This is a genomic window from Exiguobacterium sp. SH0S2, from assembly GCF_004337185.1.
Lineage (GTDB): Bacteria > Bacillota > Bacilli > Exiguobacteriales > Exiguobacteriaceae > Exiguobacterium > Exiguobacterium aurantiacum_A.
Genome location: NZ_SJVB01000002.1, coordinates 26,495 through 45,013, shown reverse-complemented (window position 1 = coordinate 45,013; position 18,519 = coordinate 26,495). Strand labels below are relative to the sequence as shown.

Sequence of the window (18,519 nt, the reverse complement as noted above, 5' to 3'; positions counted from 1 at the left end):
CGTTCGTTATACTGAGGGTAGAAGAGAGCCGAACACACGGCTCGGTTGTCAAATTTAAGGGGGCGTCAGCGACATGGAAGACTTTAAAGGATTAGAAGAATTGATCATCATCAGCGGGATGAGTGGGGCTGGTAAATCGGTCGCAATGAATAGCTTTGAGGACCTCGGCTATTTTTGCGTCGATAACTTGCCGCCAGTACTGTTGCCGCAGCTGATCGATGTCATCAGTTCGGTCCGTCCGAAGATCGCGGTCGCGATCGACACGCGCACGCCGGACTTCATCGATAGCTTGTTCATCGTCATCGATGATCTCGAACAAAAGAACGTGCACCCGCATCTGCTCTATCTCGACACACGGGACGACGTGCTCGTCCGTCGTTATAAAGAGACGCGCCGGTCGCATCCGCTCGCCCCGGAAGACGCACCACTCGTCGGCATCAAGATGGAGCGCTCGCTGCTCGAAGGGTTCCGTGACCGGGCCCACACGCTCTACGATACGAGCGACTTGAAGCCACAAATGCTCAAAGACCGGATCTTGCTCCAGTTCAACGAGGAACGGATCCCGTTCACCGTCAACTTCATGTCGTTCGGCTTTAAGCACGGCGTGCCGCTCGACATCGACTTGTTGTTCGACGTCCGCTTCATCACGAACCCGTTCTACATCCCGGAGCTAAGGCCTCTCACCGGACAGACGGAAGAAGTTCAAAATTACGTCATGTCGCATCCTGAGGCGCGGGCGTTTTATAAAAAAGTGATCGATATGCTCGAGTTCCTGTTGCCGCAATACAAGCGGGAAGGGAAAGCGCAAGTCGTCGTCGCTTTCGGTTGCACGGGCGGGAAACACCGCTCGATCACGTTCGCTGAAAAAGTATCGGCCCATTTCGCCGAGCGCTACAACGTCAAGACCGTCCATCGCGACCTCGTCCACGCGACGAAGGAGAAGTAAGATGAGACGCGAGAGAAAAGTTGTCGCCATCGGTGGCGGGACAGGGCTATCGACGCTCGTCCGTGGTCTCAAGCATTATCCGCTCGCGATCACGGCGATTGTCACGGTCGGGGATGACGGCGGCAGCTCGGGACGGCTCCGCGACGAGTTCCATATGCTCCCGCCCGGGGATATCCGTAACGTCATCTTGGCGTTGTCTGAAGTCGAGCCGCTCATGGACCGCATCTTACAGTATCGGTTCGACAGTGGCTACGGGCTCGAGGGTCATTCGCTCGGCAACTTGATGTTGACGGCGGCGACACATATTTGTGAAGGGTCGTTCGTCAAGGCGATCGACGTGCTGTCGCAACTGTTGAACGCCCAAGGGAAGGTCTTGCCGGTCACGGAGACGCTCATGACGCTCGCCGCTGAATTTGAGGACGGGACGATCGTCAAAGGCGAATCAAAGATCCCGCTCGTCGGAAAAGCGATCAAGCGCATGTTCTTGCTTGAAGAAGGCATCAAGGCAGCACCGGGTGTCGTCGAGGCGATTGAACAGGCGGATGTGATCGTCCTAGGTCCGGGAAGCCTGTATACGAGCATCATTCCGAACTTGTTGATCCCGGAAGTGCGCGACGCCATCGTCCGGGCCGGCGTCCCGATCGTCTATATTTGTAACGTCATGACGCAACCGGGTGAGACGCAAGGCTACGACGCGATGCGGCATTTGAAGTCGGTCGAGGCGTACCTTGGGAAGTCGACGGTCGATACGATCGTCGTCAACAACGAACCGATTGAAGATATTTATTTAGAGCGCTACCTCGAAGACGGATCGGAAGAAGTCCGGTTCGATCGGAAGAAGCTCCGCAACTATGGCACGAACGTGCTCGCCGGAGACATCGTCGACTATAACCGTGACTATATCCGTCACGATTCGGACGCGATTGCCGGGCTCGTCATGCAACGCGTGCTGCGGATCAAGAAACCACGCTCGTACCAGGAGCTTGAACTGAAATAGCAGGAATGGAAAGGAGGGGACCGAGATGAGCTTTGCCTCAGAAGTGAAAAAAGAACTGACGCAACTCGACGTCACCGATGCCGAGGCGAAAGCGGAATTGTCCGCGCTCGTCCGCATGAACGGTGTCATCTCGCTCGCTTTAGGACGGGGGATGACGCTTGACGTCTCGACCGAGAACGCCGCGATCGCGCGCCGCATCTACTCCCTCATGAAACGTCTGTACGACCATCACTTGGATCTGTTCGTCCGGAAGAAAATGCGGTTGAAGAAGAACAACGTCTACATCGTCCGTGTCTCGCAACGTGCCGAGACGATGCTCCGTGACCTAGAGATCCTCGGGGAGAACTATGAGATGATCCGGACACTCAACTCGGATATGACGCGCAACCAGAACCTGGCCCGCGCTTACTTGCGTGGTGCGTTCCTCGCCGGAGGATCGATCAACCATCCGAAGACGTCATCGTACCATCTAGAGGTGTACAGTCTGTATGAGAACCATAACCAGGCGCTCCGTGACCTCGCCAACCGCTTCGGCTTGAACGCAAAGACGCTCGAACGGAAAAAAGGGCATATCCTCTACATCAAAGAGAGCGAGAAAATCTCCGACTTCCTTAAACTGATCGGGGCGACGCGCGGTATGCTCGATTTTGAGGACGCCCGCATCATCAAAGACATGCGCAACTCGGTCAACCGGCTCGTCAACTGTGAGACGGCGAACTTGAACAAGACGGTCGGGGCGGCGCTCCGGCAAGTCGAGAATATCAAGTATCTTGAACGGACGGTCGGGCTTGAAATTTTACCGGTCAAGCTCCGTGAGATCGCCGAGCTTCGGGTCACCCATCAAGACGTATCGCTCCAAGAACTCGGGGAGATGCTCGAGACGGGACCGATTTCGAAGTCGGGCATCAACCACCGGCTTCGCAAAATCGACCAGATTGCGGAGAAAGTTCGCAGCGGCGAAGAAATCGGGTCATCCTGACACCGGTTGCGCCAAAAGCATTCTTCCTATATAATTAGCAATTGTGTATAGGAATTTGAAATGTAAACTAAAGGAGCTTCAACATTATGTCGAATGCAAAGAAAAGACTTTCGCTCACGATTGACGCTGAGCTAGACCGGGTCATCACGGACCGGGCCAAAGAAATCGGGATTCCGAAAAGTGCGCTCGTGACATTCGCGACAAGCCTCTTCCTCAACCAGTTGCGTGCTGAAGAGATGTTGTCGGGCGATACGAACGCGATTTACCAAGTTATCCGTAAAGACTATGAACTGCTCACGAGCGTTGATAATTTAAGCAAATGAGAAAAGGGCTGACCGCGGTCAGCCTTTTTTGGTTGCATCCGTCACGGAAATTTGGAATAGTGGAGTTACTGAATTGGAATGGAGGTCGATCCTATGGGACAAGCGAGCCAACTCTTGCTCATTTTATTATTACAATTACTATTTGTACCGGTGCTCACGCTTCGGACGATCATGCTCGTCAAAGGGAAAACGGTGATTGCGGCCATGTTCGGGACGCTCGAGACGCTCATCTATATCTTTGCGCTCGGTATCGTCTTTCAAGATTTGACGACGCTCGGGATGATCGTGTATGCGGTCGGGTTCGGGCTCGGTATTCTTCTCGGCGGTTTCGTCGAGCGGAAACTTGCGATCGGCTACAACATGATCCAAGTCCACACGCAAGAGTTTCCGGCTGAGCTTATTCAAAAAATGCGCGACAGCGGATATGGTGTGACGCACTATCAAGGCCAAGGCCGTGATGGAACGCGTTATCGTCTTGATGTCTTGGCGGCTCGGACGCGGATGAAAGAATTGCGCCGACTGGTCGAGGAGTATGAACCGAAGGCGTTCCTCGTCGCGTTCGACCCGGTCGATTTCAAAGGTGGATATATGTTGAAAGGGCTACGACGCCCGAAATGAACGGAAGACTCACGAAAGTGGGTCCTTTTTTGTGGAGTGGGGAATAGACAGGGAAAGGAGATGAGTGCGTTGAAGCGAAAAGGGCGATGGGTGTTGGTGATCGGGTTATTGGTAGTCGGGGGAGGATTGCTCGCGATGTCCTTTTGGAAAACAGAATCGTCGCTACGCCCGCCACTGCCGACGGTCCGGGTCGGTTCAGTGACCGCCGAAGTGAGACAGTCGACGTTTTGTTGGTCCGATCAGGGACAAGGGGTATGTGAAGACCACGGGTTACCGGGAGCGGACGACCTGCAGCTCGTCCCGGTCAAACCAGGTGCTGAAATCGACGTGACGTTCCACGCCGAGCCTTCGAACTTTTCATTCAATCAGATTGTCGACGGGGAACTCGTCCCGTCCGAGCAAGTCGTTCCCGATGAACCGGGCGTCTATTTGTTCGAGACGGGCGGGGACTGGGCACAAGGCGACAGCCGTTACGTGTTCGGCGTCAAGGTCGAGGAATAAAAGAGTTGACCTGTCCGTTACGGACGGCTTTAACATAAACGAGAAGGGGGAACGCCAATGATTCAAATCGGAAAAGTTGTCCATCTAACGGGGTTGTCAATTAAAGCGATAAAGTGGTATGAAGCGAAAGGGCTCGTCCAGCCGACTCGTTTAGACAATCAGTATCGGTTATACGGAATAGAAGAAATAAGACGCTTGAACGAAATCAAGTTATTGCGGCAAATAGGCATTTCGCTCGAACAGATTCAGACCGCAGGAAGTGTGAGCGAGTTACTTGAAGGCAGGCTTGATGAAGTCCAACGTGAAATCGAGGCGTTGCGACAAATCGAGCAACAAATCGAATGGATGCAAACAGGAGGGAATCAAATGAATGTTCGCTATGAGACGTGGGAGCAACCTAAAGTTGTGAACGGGTACGTATCCGAACTCACAGCAATCTCGGTCGTATGGGAAAAACTAAATCCAGAGCTGACGACAAACGAATCGTACGGTGTCTGTTTGCCTAAAGAAGAAGCTTATCTGGCCGGCATGACCGAACCCGTACATGGGAAGGGTGCCCGACAAGTCGAATTGTCGGCAGGACGTTACCTGGTCGCAACGGTCGAAGGGGGGATCCAGGCCATTCCATCGACGTACGATCAACTTTTGGCTTTGCCGGATGTGACGTTGCGTGATGCAGTCGATTTTGAGCGCTATATCCATGGGCAAGATGGGGCCGATGATTTGATTGAGATTTGGTTACCGACCCAATAAAAAAAGCGCCTTTCCCGAAGCTGGGAAAGGCGCCTGTGGTTTAACGTGTCATGACTTTATCGATGAGACCGTAGTTGCTCGCCTCATCAGCTGACATGAAGTAGTCGCGCTCTGTGTCGCGCTCGATGACTTCAAGCGGCTGTCCTGTGTTGTCGGACATGATTTGGTTCAACTTCTCACGCATCTTGATGATCCGTTCGGCGTGGATTTTAATGTCCGACGCTTGACCTTGTGTTCCGCCGAGCGGTTGGTGAATCATGATCTCCGCGTTTGGAAGCGCGAAGCGTTTACCTTTTTCACCGGCTTGGAGCAAGAAGGCACCCATCGATGCGGCCATTCCGATACAGATTGTCGATACGTTCGGCTTGATGAAGTTCATCGTGTCGTAGATCGCCATTCCGGAAGTGATCGAGCCACCCGGGCTGTTGATGTAGAGTGAGATGTCCTTATCTGGGTCCTCAGCTGCAAGGAAAAGAAGCTGGGCGACAATCGAGTTGGCGACGTTGTCGTCGATCGCGCTTCCGAGAAGGATGATCCGGTCTTTAAGCAAGCGTGAGTAAATGTCGTACGCGCGTTCCCCGCGACCTGTTTGTTCGATAACTGTTGGAATTAACATTGATTTTGCCTCCTTGTATGTATCGTGTAAACCTATCATAACCGCTATAGTCAATGTTGGTCAAACGATAGTCTTTGTTTCTCACATATTCCACCGTTCGGCCAATTATAAACGACAAAAGAGGCCAGGCATCTGCCTGACCTCTTGATTTGATACACCCGGAGAGATTTGAACTCCCGACACCTGGCACCGGAAACCAGTGCTCTATCCCCTGAGCTACGGGTGCATGTTCTCTGACACGATTTATTATACAATTGTTTTTTTGAAAAAGCAATCCTGTTATCACGTCTTTTTTTGTGAGCGCGTTTGGCGACCATTCGTTACAATTAGAAGTGAGAGGGGTGTGACCGATGCAACGGCAAGAACAGCGTCAACTTCAGAAGCTTCAGCTGACACAAGACATGGTCCGGCGTCTGCCGGTTCTTGAGGCGGACCGGGTCGCGCTCGAGTGGCAGCTCGCCCGGTTGGCTAAACGAAACACGCACGTCACAACGGGCGGTACGGTCGAATGGATTGCGGACGCGGCGGGCGGTTTTGAAGCACGGCTATTTGAACAGATTGACGAAGGAAGCGGGACCGAGGCCCAAAAGCAGCTTCAAAAGCAACTCGTCATGACGCTCGACCATCGCGGGCTACTGCCGGAGACCGATGCCGTCCTCGCGAAGCGATTCGGTGTCGAGATGGCGGACGTCGATTTGGCCCGGCGCGCACTGTTATTTTTAGAGCCGACCGGGATCGGTGCGACTTCAGAACATGACTGCCAATACCGTCACGCGATCGAGCATGACGATCCACACGTGCTCGACGTGTTCGAGGCGTTTGACGCAAAGGTCGAGCATATAGCGGACAAGCTCGGGATGACGACCGAAGAATACGAGCGAATCAGCCGAATCGTCGCCACGCTCCCGAGGATACCGATATTATATGAAGAAACCGAGCATATTCTGCCCGAACTCGAGGTCGTCGTTCAAGACGGGGAACTCATCACGACGTGGTTCAGCCCGATGATTGCCTTAGACGTCGGTTCGGACCGGGAGGCGAAGTGGTGGCAAGAGACGCTCGCGATGCGCGCAGAGACGCTCCGCTCTGTGTGGGCCGTCATCGAGCGACGCCAGGCGGACTGGCTCCGCGGCCAACTCGTCCTGCATCCGCTCACACGAAAAGAAGTCGCCATCGAGATCGGCAAGCATGAGTCGACGGTCGGCCGCGCGATTCAAGGCAAGTACGCCAAGACCGCGGGCGGCGTGATGGAGTGGCGTCACTTCTTCGTCCGCGCCACATACCACGGCCAAGCCCCGTTCATGATTAAACGGGCGCTCGCCGAGCTGATCCAACAAGAGACGGCGCCTTTGAGCGACCAGGCGCTCACCGAGGAGCTGGCCCGGATCGGTTACACCGTGACGCGGCGAACGGTCGCGAATTATCGTGAGGCGCTAGGTTTTGGCAACTCGCGGGAGCGGGAACGACAGTTATGGAAAGGGGAGACGTGACATGGTACTGACGTTATATCGCCGGGAGAACTGCTCGCTCTGCGAGGAGGCGCTCGTCATGCTCGAATGGCTACAGGAAGATTATCCATTCGAGCTCGAGCAAATCGACATCACGGGTGACGCGTTGCTCGAAGAAAAATATTTATTTGAGATTCCCGTCGTTGTACATGAAGGAACCCTTATCAGTCAAGGGCGATACGATGATGAGAAAGTTGAAGAATTTGTTAAGTATACGCTTACATCGAAAAAAAACGTTTGAAGGGGTTGCCAGACGGTAAGGTGATTGGTAAGATGAACTCGTAGCGGTGGGACGTAAAAATAAAAGTGGGACAATTTTTGTCCACACTTTAAGTCGAGGGGGAATGAGCATGATCCAGCAACTGATTCAAGTTCAGAAGCAAATCGTCCCTGACCTGCTCGACACGCTCCGACATCGTTATGACATCTTACATTATGTCCGGCTCATGCAGCCAATCGGCCGCCGGACGTTGGCCACAAGCCTCGGGCTGACGGAACGAATCTTAAGACGAGAAGTCGACTTTTTGAAAGACCAAGGTCTTCTCACAGTCGCGACCCAAGGGATCTCACTTACAGAATCGGGCCGAAACGTTCTCAGAGACTTGCACGAGGTCATGGGAGAAATCCTAGGGATTTCACAAATCGCACGAGTTCTCGAGCAAAAACTAGGCGTTCGCCAAGTCGTCATCGTACCGGGAGATTCGGACGAGACGTTCTGGGTCCAGCGAGATATCGGTCGGGCCGCCGTCACGCAACTAAAAGCGCGACTGGCACCTGACGACAATATCATCGCGGTCACAGGCGGGACGACGATGGCATCGGTTGCGGCAATGATGTCGCCCGATAAAAAAGAACGACCGATGCATTTCGTGCCGGCACGCGGCGGACTCGGCGAAACGCTCGAGTTACAGGCGAACACCGTCTGTTCTCGGATGGCGGACCGGGCCCACGCCGACTATCATTTACTCCACATTCCGGATGAGGTTTCGCAAAAGACGTTTGAACGGATGGTGGAGGAACCAAGCATAAAAAATGTGCTGGAAATGATTAGAGCGGCTCGAATAGTGGTACATGGAATTGGTGAGGCCGAAACGATGGCAAAACGTCGTCACGCTACACCGGAGCATTTGCGGATGATCGAACGGCACGAAGCCGTCGCCGAAGCGTTCGGATATTATTTCAACGCAGAAGGTGAAATCGTTCATCGGGTCAAGACGGTCGGCATCCAGTTAGAGGAGCTCGACGACATGGACACCGTCATCGCCGTCGCCGGAGGAAAGTCAAAGGCACAAGCGATTGCCGCATATGCGAAACATAGGCCGAACATCATCCTCGTCACAGACGAAGGTGCGGCCACAGAATTATTAAATCGTTATTAAAGAGTTGACCCCCGTTGGCTCTTCTAATAAATAGCTTCTACCCTAAGGAGGAAATTAACTATGGCAGTAAAAGTTGGTATTAACGGATTTGGACGTATTGGTCGCTTGGCATTCCGCGAGATCATCAAGAACGAAGGAGTCGAAGTTGTTGCAATCAACGACTTGACTGACACGAAGATGCTTGCTCACCTTCTCAAATATGACACGACACAAGGTCGTTTCGACGGAGAAGTTGAAGTACACGACGGTCATTTCCTCGTAAACGGCGAGAAAGTCGTTACACTTGCTAACCGTAACCCAGAAGAACTTCCATGGGGCGAGCTCGGTGTTGACATCGTCCTCGAATGTACTGGATTCTTCACAGACAAAGAAAAAGCGGAGCTTCATTTGAAAGCTGGCGCGAAAAAAGTTGTGATCTCGGCTCCGGCTACAGGTGACATGAAAACTGTTGTCTTCAACACGAACCACGAAATCCTTGACGGTTCTGAGACAGTAATCTCTGGTGCTTCTTGTACAACAAACTGCTTGGCGCCAATGGCGAAAGTTCTCCAAGATCAGTTCGGAATCATCGAAGGTCTCATGACAACAATCCACGCTTACACTGGCGACCAAAACACGCTCGACGCTCCACACCCTAAAGGTGACTTCCGTCGTGCACGTGCGGCAGCAGCGAACATCGTACCGAACACAACTGGTGCGGCTAAAGCGATCGGCCTTGTTATCCCAGAACTTCAAGGTAAACTTGACGGCGCAGCACAACGTGTACCAGTTGCAACTGGTTCATTGACTGAGCTCGTAACAGTTCTCGAGAAAACAGTTTCTGTTGACGAAATCAACGCAGCAATGAAAAAAGCAGCGAACGAGTCATTCGGTTACACTGAAGACCAAATCGTATCTTCTGACGTCGTCGGAATCACTTACGGTTCACTCTTCGATGCGACACAAACGAAAGTCATGACAGTCGGCGACAAGCAACTCGTTAAAACAGTTGCATGGTACGACAACGAAATGTCATACACTGCACAATTGGTTCGCACACTCAAGCACTTTGCTGAAATCGCGAAGTAAGTTCGTGAACTAAATAGAACCAAATAGGAGCGGAAACAAGAGATTGTTCTCCGCTCTATTTATGAAATTTAAACGCACGACATATGGAGGCGAAGTTTATGAACAAAAAGTCTATTCGTGACATCGATGTAAAAGGGAAGCGCGTCTTTTGCCGCGTTGACTTCAACGTTCCAACTAAAGATGGCGTCATTCAAGACGAGACGCGGATCCAAGCAGCTATTCCGACGATCAAGCATTTGATCGACGGCGGCGCGAAAGTCATTTTGGCGAGCCACCTCGGCCGTCCAGGCGGCGAGAAGAACGAAAAATACTCGCTCGCACCGGTTGCAAAACGTCTAGGTGAGCTTCTCGGCAAAGACGTACCGCTCGCTGAAGAAGCGTACGGTCCAGTTGCAGAAGAAGCCGTTTCAAAACTTGGTGAAGGTGACGTCGTCGTTCTCGAAAACGTCCGTTTCTACCCTGGTGAAACGAAAAATGATCCAGAACTCGCTAAAGGCTTTGCGGCGCTCGCTGACGTCTTCGTCAACGACGCGTTCGGTGCGGCTCACCGTGCCCATGCCTCGACGGAAGGGATCGCGCAAAACGTCGACACGGCGGTTGCTGGTTTATTGATGGAGAAAGAACTTGAAGTGCTCGGCAAAGCGCTCTCGAACCCGGATCGCCCGTTCACGGCTATCATCGGCGGTTCGAAAGTTGCTGACAAGATTGGGGTCATCGACCACCTTCTCGACATCGTTGACACGCTCATTATCGGTGGCGGACTCTCGTACACGTTCTCGAAAGCACTCGGGAACGAAGTCGGAACGTCACTCCTTGAAGAAGACAAGCTCGACCTCGCTCGTGAGTTCATGAAAAAAGCAGAAGACAAAGGCGTGAAGTTCTTGTTGCCAGTCGACGCTGTGATTGCGAAAGAATTCGGCGAAGAAACTTACGTCGGACCAGTCGATATCGACTCGATCCCTGCGGATCACATGGGTCTCGACATCGGACCGAAGACGGTCGAAATTTACGCGAAAGCGATTCGCGAATCGAAACTTGTCGTTTGGAACGGACCGATGGGCGTATTCGAACTCGATAAATACGCTAACGGAACGAAAGGTGTCGCTCAAGCACTCGCAGACAGCGACGCGTATTCAATCATCGGTGGTGGCGACTCAGCCGCGGCAGCAGCCAAGTTCGGCCTTGCTGACAAGATGAGTCACATCTCAACTGGTGGCGGCGCTTCACTCGAATTCATGGAAGGCAAGAAACTTCCAGGCGTCGAAGCGTTGAACGACAAGTAAAACTGAGGAGGATTATCGATGCGTAAACCGATTATTGCAGGTAACTGGAAAATGAATAAAACACTCTCGGAAGCGGTCGCTTTCGTAGAGGAAGTTAAAAACAATATCCCGTCAACGGACAAAGTTGACGCGGCGATTGGTGCACCAGCAGTATTCTTAGCCCCAATGGTAGAAGCGGCTAAAGGATCGAACTTAAAGCTTAGTGCGCAAAACATGTACGACAAAGACAGCGGGGCATACACAGGTGAAACGAGCCCGGCGATGATCGCCAACCTCGGCGTCACTTACGTCATCCTTGGACACTCAGAGCGCCGTGAATACTTCGGCGAGTCAGATGCGTTCATCAACAGCAAAACGAAAAAAGCGTTCGAACACGGTCTTACGCCAATCGTTTGTGTCGGTGAAACACTTGACGAGCGCGAAGGCGGCAAGTTCGAAGAAGTCATCAAGACGCAAGTCGAAGGTGGCCTCGCCGATCTTTCAGCTGACCAAGTCAAACAACTCGTCATCGCGTACGAGCCAGTTTGGGCAATCGGTACTGGCAAATCAGCGGACGAAGCAGACGCGCAAAGCTCATGCAAATACGTTCGCGACGTTGTAAAAGGCCTTTACGGTGAAGACGTGGCGGCTGCGGTTCGCATCCAATACGGCGGTTCAGTCAAACCTGAGAACATCAAGGAGTATATGGCTCAAGAAGACATCGACGGCGCACTCGTCGGCGGTGCTTCACTCGAAGCTGCTTCGTTCCTCAAGTTGTTGGAGGCGATTTAAATGGCAAGACCTGTCGCCCTTATCATCTTAGATGGTTTCGGTATGCGGAACGAAACGTTCGGTAACGCGGTCGCTGCGGCGAACAAACCGAACTTCGACCGTTACTGGGAGACGTATCCACACACGCTGTTAAACGCGCAAGGTGAGTACGTCGGTCTCCCGGAAGGTCAGATGGGCAACTCGGAAGTCGGTCACTTGAACATCGGTGCCGGCCGGGTCGTCTATCAGTCACTTTCACGCGTCAACAACTCCATCAAAGACCGGTCGCTCTTCGACCGTCAAGCGATGAACCATTTGGCGGGACATGTGAAGAAGTATGATTCAAGCCTCCACATCATGGGGCTCGTCTCAGACGGTGGGATCCATTCCCACATCCAGCACATGTTCGCCATCGTCGAGTTCGCGAAACTCCACGGCATTGAAAAAGTATTCATTCACGCTTTCACGGACGGCCGTGACTGTGATCCGAAATCAGGTGCAAGCTTCCTCGAACAGACGGAAGCGAAGCTCGCTGAACTCGGTGTCGGTCAAGTCGCTAGCGTGTCTGGACGTTACTATGCCATGGACCGCGACAACCGTTGGGAACGCGTCGTAAAAGTTTACGACGTCCTCGTCAACGCAAAAGGCGAAGTCGGAACGAATGCGGTCGACGTGCTCAACAAGTCGTACGCAGACGGTTTGACAGATGAGTTCGTCTTGCCGACGGTCATCGAGAAAGACGGTCAACCGGTCGCGACGATCAAAGACAACGACGCAATCATGTTCTTCAACTTCCGTCCGGACCGGGCGATCGAACTCGCGAAAGTGTTCAAAGAGAAGACAGGCTTCAAAGGGTTCGAGCTCTCGAGCGCGCATCCGGAGAACGTCTTGCTCGTCTCGATGACGAAATTCTCGGATGAGATCGATACGGATATCGTCTTCCCGCCGGAAGATTTGAAAAACACGCTCGGCGAAACGCTCGCCGCGCAAGGGTACAAACAGCTCCGCGCAGCGGAAACTGAGAAATACCCGCACGTCACGTTCTTCTTGAACGGACAACAAGAAACACCGTTCGAAGGTGAAGATCGCTTCCTCGTCCCGTCGCCGAAAGTAGCGACGTACGACTTGAAACCGGAAATGAGCGCATACGAGCTCACAGAAGGTCTTCTCGAGCGCATCGAATCAGACACGTACGACGCGTACATCATCAACTACGCGAACCCGGACATGGTCGGCCATTCCGGTATGCTTGAACCGACGAAAAAAGCGGTCGAAGTCGTCGACGAATGCCTCGGTAAAGTAGTGGACGCACTACTCGCCAAAGGCGGCGCGGCGATCATCACGGCGGACCACGGGAACGCTGACCTTGTCACGAACCCGGACGGCTCACCGATGACGGCCCATACGACAGAACCTGTACCGTGTATCGTCACGAAGCCAGGCGTTGAACTGAAACCAGTTATGAAAGGTTCGCTTTGCGACCTCGCGCCGACGCTCTTACACCTCCTCGGAGGAGAGCAACCGGCTGAAATGACCGGTACGTCAATCGTTAAGAAGTAAACTACATTTTCCAAACAAAAAGGAGCGATTTTTATGTCAATGATCACAGAAATTTACGCACGCGAAATTTTGGATTCACGCGGTAACCCAACAATCGAAGTAGAAGTATTCACAGAAGACGGCGGCTTCGGTCGTGCCCTCGTCCCATCAGGCGCATCAACTGGTGAGCACGAAGCAGTAGAGCTTCGCGATGGCGACAAGTCACGTTACCTTGGTAAAGGCGTACTCAAAGCCGTTGCTAACGTAAACGACACAATCGCACCTGAACTCATCGGCTACGATGTTTTCGACCAAAACGCACTCGATGCGAAAATGATCGAGCTCGACGGTACGAAAAACAAAGGTAAACTCGGCGCAAACGCGATCCTCGGTGTCTCAATGGCAGCAGCACACGCAGCAGCAGACGAGCTCGGCCTTCCACTTTACACGTACCTCGGTGGATTCAACGCGAAGACGCTTCCAACTCCAATGATGAACATCATCAACGGTGGTTCGCACGCTGACAACAACGTTGACTTCCAAGAGTTCATGATCATGCCTGTAGGCGCGCCAACGTTCCGCGAAGCGCTCCGCATGGGTGCAGAAGTATTCCACGCTCTCAAATCAGTTCTTTCTGGTATGGGTCTTAACACAGCTGTCGGTGACGAAGGTGGTTTCGCACCAAACCTTAAGTCGAACGAAGAAGCGATCACAGTTATCCTTGAAGCGATCGAAAAAGCTGGTTACAAAGCTGGCGAAGACATCTACCTCGCAATGGACGTTGCATCGTCTGAGTTCTACGACAAGTCGACTGGCAAGTACGAACTCGCTGGCGAAGGCAAGTCAATGACGACTGCTGAGCTCGTAGACTTCTACGCTGAGCTCGTTGACAAGTACCCAATCATCTCAATCGAAGACGGTTGCGACGAAAACGACTGGGACGGCTTCAAATTGCTTACTGACAAAATCGGTCACAAAGTTCAGCTCGTTGGGGATGACCTCTTCGTAACGAACACTGAGAAACTTGCTGAAGGTATCGAAAAAGGCATCTCGAACTCGATCCTCATCAAAGTTAACCAAATCGGTACGCTCACAGAAACATTCGACGCGATCGAAATGGCTAAAAAAGCTGGCTACACAGCAGTTATCTCGCACCGTTCTGGTGAAACAGAAGATGCGACAATCGCTGATATCGCAGTTGCGACAAACGCTGGTCAAATCAAAACTGGTTCACTCTCGCGTACAGACCGTATCGCGAAGTACAACCAACTTCTCCGCATCGAAGACATGCTCGGCGATGTAGCGAAATACGACGGTATCAAGTCGTTCTACAACCTCAAAAAATAATTGATTGATTGTTTCAGGTCCGCCTTATGGCGGGCCTGTTTTTTGTTGTCGACACTTCATCCGACGGTGGGACGCTTTCCTGGGGTGATGCGGATGCCTCCGCAGCGCCTTCGCGCTTTACGGGGTCATCCTTGCATCACTCTCCCCAAGGAGTCGCCCATCGTCTGATTCCGTTGATGTCAACTCGGACCGGTTATTCAAGCGTTGGATGCGAGTGACAACGAGACGAATCTATGTTCTAAGTGACACCGTCCGAGCGGCACTGCTAGATTGCCTGCAGACAACAGTGGTGGCGCCGGGTGGCTTGTACACACGTATTGGACGATCGGAAATGGTTGTGACGCATGTCACGACCGTTTTGAACGTGCGTGAAAGTCGAATTTTTGGGTATAATCATCTACATAATGAAAAAAGGAGATACGTTCATGAAACGTGTACGCAAAGCCATCATCCCAGCCGCCGGGCTCGGCACCCGCTTCTTGCCGGCGACGAAGGCGATGCCAAAAGAGATGCTCCCGATCGTCAACAAGCCGACGATCCAGTTCATCGTCGAGGAGGCGGTCGCCTCAGGGATCGAGGACATCATCATCGTGACCGGGAAGAACAAACGTGCCATCGAGGACCATTTTGACCGCGCCATCGAGCTCGAACAGAACCTCGAGTCGAAAGGGAAGACGGAGCTGCTCGAGTCGGTCCGCCACTCGTCGAACCTCGCCAACATCCACTACATACGCCAACAGGAGCCGAAAGGACTCGGCCATGCGATTTGGTGTGCCCGCAAGTTCATTGGCGACGAACCGTTCGCCGTCCTTTTGGGCGATGATATTATCGAGGCGGAAGTGCCGGCGACACGCCAGCTCATCGAGCAGTACGAGATACATGAACGCTCGATCATCGGGGTTCAGCGTGTCCCGTATGAAATGACGAATCGATATGGTATAATTGACCCGCTTGCCGTCGAAGGGAAGCTCATCCCGGTGCGGACGTTCGTTGAGAAACCGCCCGCCGGGGAAGCGCCCTCGAACCTCGCCATCCTCGGCCGCTACATTTTGACGCCTGACGTCTTTGAGGCGTTATCGGCCCAAGAAATCGGTACCGGGGGCGAGATTCAATTGACGGACGCCATCGCGCGCTTGAACGAGGCGCAGACGGTGTTCGCCTACGAATTTGACGGACGTCGCTTTGACGTCGGGGAACCGATCGGCTTTATCGAGGCGACGATTGCCTATGCGTTATGCGACCCAGATTTAAAAACCAACGTCCATAAGCTCTTGAAACGGTTCGTGGACGAACTCGAACAACAGTAAGGTGTGTTATTTTTGAAAACAATGTTAATGGTGTGTCAAAACTATTATCCGGAGATCGGCAGCGCCGGCAACCGGATGCAAAATATTACGCATCTCATGAAAGAACGCGGCTACGAGGTCGAGGTCATCACGGCCGCCCCGTCGTATCCGAACTTCAACTTGTATAAAGACGACCGGTTCTGGAACGACACGGAGCTGAACAACCAACCGTTCATCAAGCGGTTGATCACGAAACAGCGCAAGCATACGTCGAACATGTTGAGCCGGCTCGCCTTGTTCCTCGAGCAGATGATCAAAGGTGTCGCCGCCGTCAGAGCACTCGATACGAAACCGGATGTCGTCTTCGCGACGACCCCGTCTTTTTTTATGGCGTTCGTCGGGGTGTATGCGAAGCGAAAACATGGCGTCCCGTTCGTACTCGACGTCCGTGACCTGTGGCCGGAGTCGGTCAAAGGTGTCGGTGTGTTCAAGTACGACTGGATGCTCACGCCCGCGTTTTGGTTCGAGAAACGTCTCTACAAGTCGGCCGATGCGATCATCATCAACTCGGAAGGCTTCCGCAGCTATTTGCGCCAACGTGGTGTCGACAATGGCATGATCCACTATATGCCGAACTCGATCCGTGTGAGCGAGCGCAACTTGGAGCGGACCGTTCCCGAAGACGACCGGATGGAGATTTTATACGCCGGCAACATGGGGCTTGCCCAAGACGTGTCGCTGTTGCTTGAACTCGCGGAGCGGTTCCGAGACGAGCCGCGTGTCCATTTCAAGCTGATCGGCTACGGTTACCGGAAGAACGAATTGAAAGCAACGATTAAAGCCCGCGGATTCAAGAACTTCCTCTTCCTCGAGGCGATGCCACGGACGGAGGCGTTCCAAGCGATCAAAAATGCCGACGTCGCGTTCGTCAGCTTGATCGACCAAGACGTGTTCGACACGGTCATCCCGGGTAAATTAATCGATTATATGGCGGTCGGCAAACCGATCGTCGCTGCGGTGTCAGGCCATGCGGCGAATGTCATCGAAGCGGCGGAAGTCGGCTACGTGTCACGGAAGCGTGACATCGACGAGATTGAACAGTCACTCAGGACATTGCTCGATCGTCCGGACCTGCGCGATAAGTTCGGGGCGAACGGTATCCGTTACGTGAAAGACAACCTGTGCTGGGAAAACAATATACACGTCCTCGATGACGTGATCGAAAAGTTATTGATGGAGGAACAACGATGAAGGTATGTATGTTTGTTTGGAACCACTTTACGAATGACGCCCGTGTCCTTCGCGAATGCTCGGCGCTCGCCGAGGCGGGGTACGAGGTCGATTTGATCGCCTTGCAAGACCCTAAAAATAAAGATCTTCCGGCCGAAGAGATGCGCCCAGAAGGTTTCCGCGTCATCCGGGTGAAACGTCAACCGTCGATTCTCGTCAACGGGATGAAGGCGTTGAAATCAGTCCGGACGTGGGTGTCGGAGAAGAAGACGCGCCAACTCGGGGCTGGACTCGTCGGGGCGGGATTAGTCATCCTCGCGCCACTGACGATGCTCGGTCTCGGCGCGGCAGCGGGTGCGATTTTGCTCCCGCCGGTCCGTAAAAACATCGTCAACGCGAGCGCGATGCTCGAGATGGTGTTCGCCTCGACGAAGAAGTCGTACGACTTCTATCACGCGAACGACTTGAACACATTGCCGCAGGCGTTGATCGCTGGCAAACTCGTCAATAAAGGCAAGATCGTCTACGACTCGCATGAGGTCCAGACCGACCGGACCGGTTACGGCTACATCCAAAGTAACCTTGAGGGCTGGTTGTTGCCATACGTCGATTCGATGATGGTCGAGAACCATACGCGTGCGGCGCACAACGAAGGGTTGTACGGTTTCTATCCGTACGTGCTCCATAACTATCCGTTCTACCGTCCGCTCGACTTCTCGCTCCGGAAAGACTTGCACGCCTTGCTCGACTTGCCGCAAGATGAGAAGATCTTGCTCTATCAAGGCGGCGTCCAAGCGGGACGCGGTCTCGAACAACTCGTCTTGGCAGCAAAAGACTTTAAAGAAGGCACGCTCGTCATGATCGGCGATGGGAAACTGAAGCCGGTCATCAAACAGATGATCGAGGACGAAGGCGTCAGTGACCGCGTCAAGATGATTGATAAAGTACCGGTCGAGGCGTTACCGTACTACACGATGAACGCATATCTCGGTTTCCAAGTGTTGAACAACGTCTGCTTCAACCACTACTCGGCGTCATCGAACAAGCTGTTCGAATACTTGATGGCCGAAGTGCCGGTCGTGTCGTGTGACTTCCCTGAGATCGAACGTGTCGTCGCCGGCAACGACGTCGGTGTCGTCGTCGACTCACACGATCCACAATCGATTGCGGAGGGCGTCAACCGCCTGCTTGAAGATCAAGAACTTTACGCCCGTGTCAAAGAGAACACGAAGACGGCGCGTGAGAAATATAACTGGGATTTGGAAAAAGAGGCACTCTTGAACGTCTACGAAAACGTCGCAGACCGCAAGTTGCCGATTATGAAAGACGGTGCGCCAAAGCCAGTACAACGTTAAGACTGCGGCTTTTGCCGCGGTCTTTTTTATATGCAAAATGG

At 53.0% G+C, this 18,519-nt stretch carries 19 protein-coding genes and 1 tRNA gene; 18 read left to right on the top strand and 2 right to left on the bottom strand.

Features of this window, described 5'->3' with window-relative positions; genetic code table 11:
- Window positions 1–73 precede the first annotated feature (73 nt).
- From rapZ to EVJ21_RS05015, 7 genes are all read left to right on the top strand, one after another.
- Entirely contained in the window at window positions 74–946 is an 873-nt protein-coding gene (gene rapZ / locus EVJ21_RS05045) for an RNase adapter RapZ (protein ID WP_131463997.1), read from the top strand.
- A gap of 1 nt (window position 947) precedes the next feature.
- On the top strand, window positions 948–1,943 hold the full coding sequence (locus EVJ21_RS05040) for a gluconeogenesis factor YvcK family protein (RefSeq protein WP_071397965.1): 996 nt from the start codon (window positions 948–950) through the stop codon (window positions 1,941–1,943).
- 25 nt (window positions 1,944–1,968) lie between these two features.
- A complete protein-coding gene (whiA, locus tag EVJ21_RS05035) occupies window positions 1,969–2,922 on the top strand; it encodes a DNA-binding protein WhiA (protein WP_131455835.1) in 954 nt (317 codons plus the stop codon).
- A gap of 86 nt (window positions 2,923–3,008) precedes the next feature.
- Complete coding sequence (locus EVJ21_RS05030; RefSeq protein ID WP_016508644.1) at window positions 3,009–3,245, top strand: hypothetical protein; 237 nt, start codon at window positions 3,009–3,011, stop codon at window positions 3,243–3,245.
- Window positions 3,246–3,338: 93 nt separating this feature from the next.
- Complete coding sequence (locus EVJ21_RS05025) at window positions 3,339–3,863, top strand: DUF2179 domain-containing protein (protein WP_236633352.1); 525 nt, start codon at window positions 3,339–3,341, stop codon at window positions 3,861–3,863.
- Between the two features lie 60 nt (window positions 3,864–3,923).
- On the top strand, window positions 3,924–4,364 hold the full coding sequence (locus EVJ21_RS05020; RefSeq protein WP_131463995.1) for a hypothetical protein: 441 nt from the start codon (window positions 3,924–3,926) through the stop codon (window positions 4,362–4,364).
- A gap of 57 nt (window positions 4,365–4,421) precedes the next feature.
- On the top strand, window positions 4,422–5,117 hold the full coding sequence (locus EVJ21_RS05015) for a MerR family transcriptional regulator (RefSeq protein WP_131490022.1): 696 nt from the start codon (window positions 4,422–4,424) through the stop codon (window positions 5,115–5,117).
- Between the two features lie 40 nt (window positions 5,118–5,157).
- Here EVJ21_RS05015 and clpP read toward each other — a convergent pair whose 3' ends face one another.
- Both clpP and EVJ21_RS05005 read right to left on the bottom strand, forming a co-directional pair.
- Window positions 5,158–5,772: an ATP-dependent Clp endopeptidase proteolytic subunit ClpP gene (gene clpP, locus EVJ21_RS05010; RefSeq protein WP_255569998.1), complete on the bottom strand. Its 615-nt coding sequence runs from the start codon at window positions 5,770–5,772 to the stop codon at window positions 5,158–5,160.
- 114 nt (window positions 5,773–5,886) lie between these two features.
- Window positions 5,887–5,959, bottom strand: a tRNA-Arg gene (locus EVJ21_RS05005).
- A 124-nt stretch (window positions 5,960–6,083) separates the two neighbouring features.
- On the opposite strand from EVJ21_RS05005, the gene EVJ21_RS05000 reads away from it, so the two are divergent.
- From EVJ21_RS05000 to EVJ21_RS04950, 11 genes are all read left to right on the top strand, one after another.
- Complete coding sequence (locus EVJ21_RS05000) at window positions 6,084–7,223, top strand: RNA polymerase factor sigma-54 (RefSeq protein ID WP_131490021.1); 1,140 nt, start codon at window positions 6,084–6,086, stop codon at window positions 7,221–7,223.
- Between the two features lies 1 nt (window position 7,224).
- Complete coding sequence (locus EVJ21_RS04995) at window positions 7,225–7,482, top strand: glutaredoxin family protein (RefSeq protein WP_070328700.1); 258 nt, start codon at window positions 7,225–7,227, stop codon at window positions 7,480–7,482.
- A gap of 112 nt (window positions 7,483–7,594) precedes the next feature.
- The gene (locus EVJ21_RS04990; RefSeq protein WP_070328791.1) at window positions 7,595–8,620 is read left to right on the top strand and encodes a sugar-binding transcriptional regulator; all 1,026 of its coding nucleotides are present in this window, start codon (window positions 7,595–7,597) and stop codon (window positions 8,618–8,620) included.
- A gap of 60 nt (window positions 8,621–8,680) precedes the next feature.
- The gene (gene gap, locus EVJ21_RS04985; RefSeq protein WP_131490020.1) at window positions 8,681–9,688 is read left to right on the top strand and encodes a type I glyceraldehyde-3-phosphate dehydrogenase; all 1,008 of its coding nucleotides are present in this window, start codon (window positions 8,681–8,683) and stop codon (window positions 9,686–9,688) included.
- A 98-nt stretch (window positions 9,689–9,786) separates the two neighbouring features.
- The gene (locus EVJ21_RS04980) at window positions 9,787–10,971 is read left to right on the top strand and encodes a phosphoglycerate kinase (RefSeq protein WP_131490019.1); all 1,185 of its coding nucleotides are present in this window, start codon (window positions 9,787–9,789) and stop codon (window positions 10,969–10,971) included.
- 18 nt (window positions 10,972–10,989) lie between these two features.
- The gene (gene tpiA / locus EVJ21_RS04975) at window positions 10,990–11,742 is read left to right on the top strand and encodes a triose-phosphate isomerase (protein WP_070328703.1); all 753 of its coding nucleotides are present in this window, start codon (window positions 10,990–10,992) and stop codon (window positions 11,740–11,742) included.
- Window positions 11,743–13,281 (top strand): 2,3-bisphosphoglycerate-independent phosphoglycerate mutase, encoded by a 1,539-nt coding sequence (gene gpmI / locus EVJ21_RS04970; RefSeq protein ID WP_131490018.1) that lies wholly within the window; start codon window positions 11,743–11,745, stop codon window positions 13,279–13,281. It begins immediately after the preceding gene.
- Between the two features lie 33 nt (window positions 13,282–13,314).
- Window positions 13,315–14,607 (top strand): phosphopyruvate hydratase, encoded by a 1,293-nt coding sequence (gene eno, locus EVJ21_RS04965; RefSeq protein ID WP_131455853.1) that lies wholly within the window; start codon window positions 13,315–13,317, stop codon window positions 14,605–14,607.
- A 425-nt stretch (window positions 14,608–15,032) separates the two neighbouring features.
- Window positions 15,033–15,914 (top strand): UTP--glucose-1-phosphate uridylyltransferase GalU, encoded by an 882-nt coding sequence (galU, locus tag EVJ21_RS04960; RefSeq protein ID WP_070328706.1) that lies wholly within the window; start codon window positions 15,033–15,035, stop codon window positions 15,912–15,914.
- A gap of 21 nt (window positions 15,915–15,935) precedes the next feature.
- On the top strand, window positions 15,936–17,144 hold the full coding sequence (locus EVJ21_RS04955) for a glycosyltransferase family 4 protein (protein ID WP_236633718.1): 1,209 nt from the start codon (window positions 15,936–15,938) through the stop codon (window positions 17,142–17,144).
- Window positions 17,141–18,478, top strand: coding sequence for a glycosyltransferase (locus tag EVJ21_RS04950; RefSeq protein WP_201739979.1), 1,338 nt, complete (start codon window positions 17,141–17,143; stop codon window positions 18,476–18,478). The genes EVJ21_RS04955 and EVJ21_RS04950 overlap by 4 nt, the downstream gene beginning before the upstream one ends.
- The last annotated feature ends 41 nt before the right edge of the window (window positions 18,479–18,519 follow it).

Bases quoted from the DNA above. Each gene is read 5' to 3' on its own strand.
- rapZ (WP_131463997.1), top strand. From the start codon at position 74: ATGGAAGACTTTAAAGGATTAGAAGAATTGATCATCATCAGCGGGATG.
- EVJ21_RS05040 (WP_071397965.1), top strand. From the start codon at position 948: ATGAGACGCGAGAGAAAAGTTGTCGCCATCGGTGGCGGGACAGGGCTA.
- whiA (WP_131455835.1), top strand. From the start codon at position 1,969: ATGAGCTTTGCCTCAGAAGTGAAAAAAGAACTGACGCAACTCGACGTC.
- EVJ21_RS05030 (WP_016508644.1), top strand. From the start codon at position 3,009: ATGTCGAATGCAAAGAAAAGACTTTCGCTCACGATTGACGCTGAGCTA.
- EVJ21_RS05025 (WP_236633352.1), top strand. From the start codon at position 3,339: ATGGGACAAGCGAGCCAACTCTTGCTCATTTTATTATTACAATTACTA.
- EVJ21_RS05020 (WP_131463995.1), top strand. From the start codon at position 3,924: ATGAGTGCGTTGAAGCGAAAAGGGCGATGGGTGTTGGTGATCGGGTTA.
- EVJ21_RS05015 (WP_131490022.1), top strand. From the start codon at position 4,422: ATGATTCAAATCGGAAAAGTTGTCCATCTAACGGGGTTGTCAATTAAA.
- clpP (WP_255569998.1), bottom strand. From the start codon at position 5,772: ATGATAGGTTTACACGATACATACAAGGAGGCAAAATCAATGTTAATT.
- EVJ21_RS05000 (WP_131490021.1), top strand. From the start codon at position 6,084: ATGCAACGGCAAGAACAGCGTCAACTTCAGAAGCTTCAGCTGACACAA.
- EVJ21_RS04995 (WP_070328700.1), top strand. From the start codon at position 7,225: ATGGTACTGACGTTATATCGCCGGGAGAACTGCTCGCTCTGCGAGGAG.
- gap (WP_131490020.1), top strand. From the start codon at position 8,681: ATGGCAGTAAAAGTTGGTATTAACGGATTTGGACGTATTGGTCGCTTG.
- EVJ21_RS04980 (WP_131490019.1), top strand. From the start codon at position 9,787: ATGAACAAAAAGTCTATTCGTGACATCGATGTAAAAGGGAAGCGCGTC.
- tpiA (WP_070328703.1), top strand. From the start codon at position 10,990: ATGCGTAAACCGATTATTGCAGGTAACTGGAAAATGAATAAAACACTC.
- gpmI (WP_131490018.1), top strand. From the start codon at position 11,743: ATGGCAAGACCTGTCGCCCTTATCATCTTAGATGGTTTCGGTATGCGG.
- eno (WP_131455853.1), top strand. From the start codon at position 13,315: ATGTCAATGATCACAGAAATTTACGCACGCGAAATTTTGGATTCACGC.
- galU (WP_070328706.1), top strand. From the start codon at position 15,033: ATGAAACGTGTACGCAAAGCCATCATCCCAGCCGCCGGGCTCGGCACC.
- EVJ21_RS04955 (WP_236633718.1), top strand. From the start codon at position 15,936: ATGTTAATGGTGTGTCAAAACTATTATCCGGAGATCGGCAGCGCCGGC.
- EVJ21_RS04950 (WP_201739979.1), top strand. From the start codon at position 17,141: ATGAAGGTATGTATGTTTGTTTGGAACCACTTTACGAATGACGCCCGT.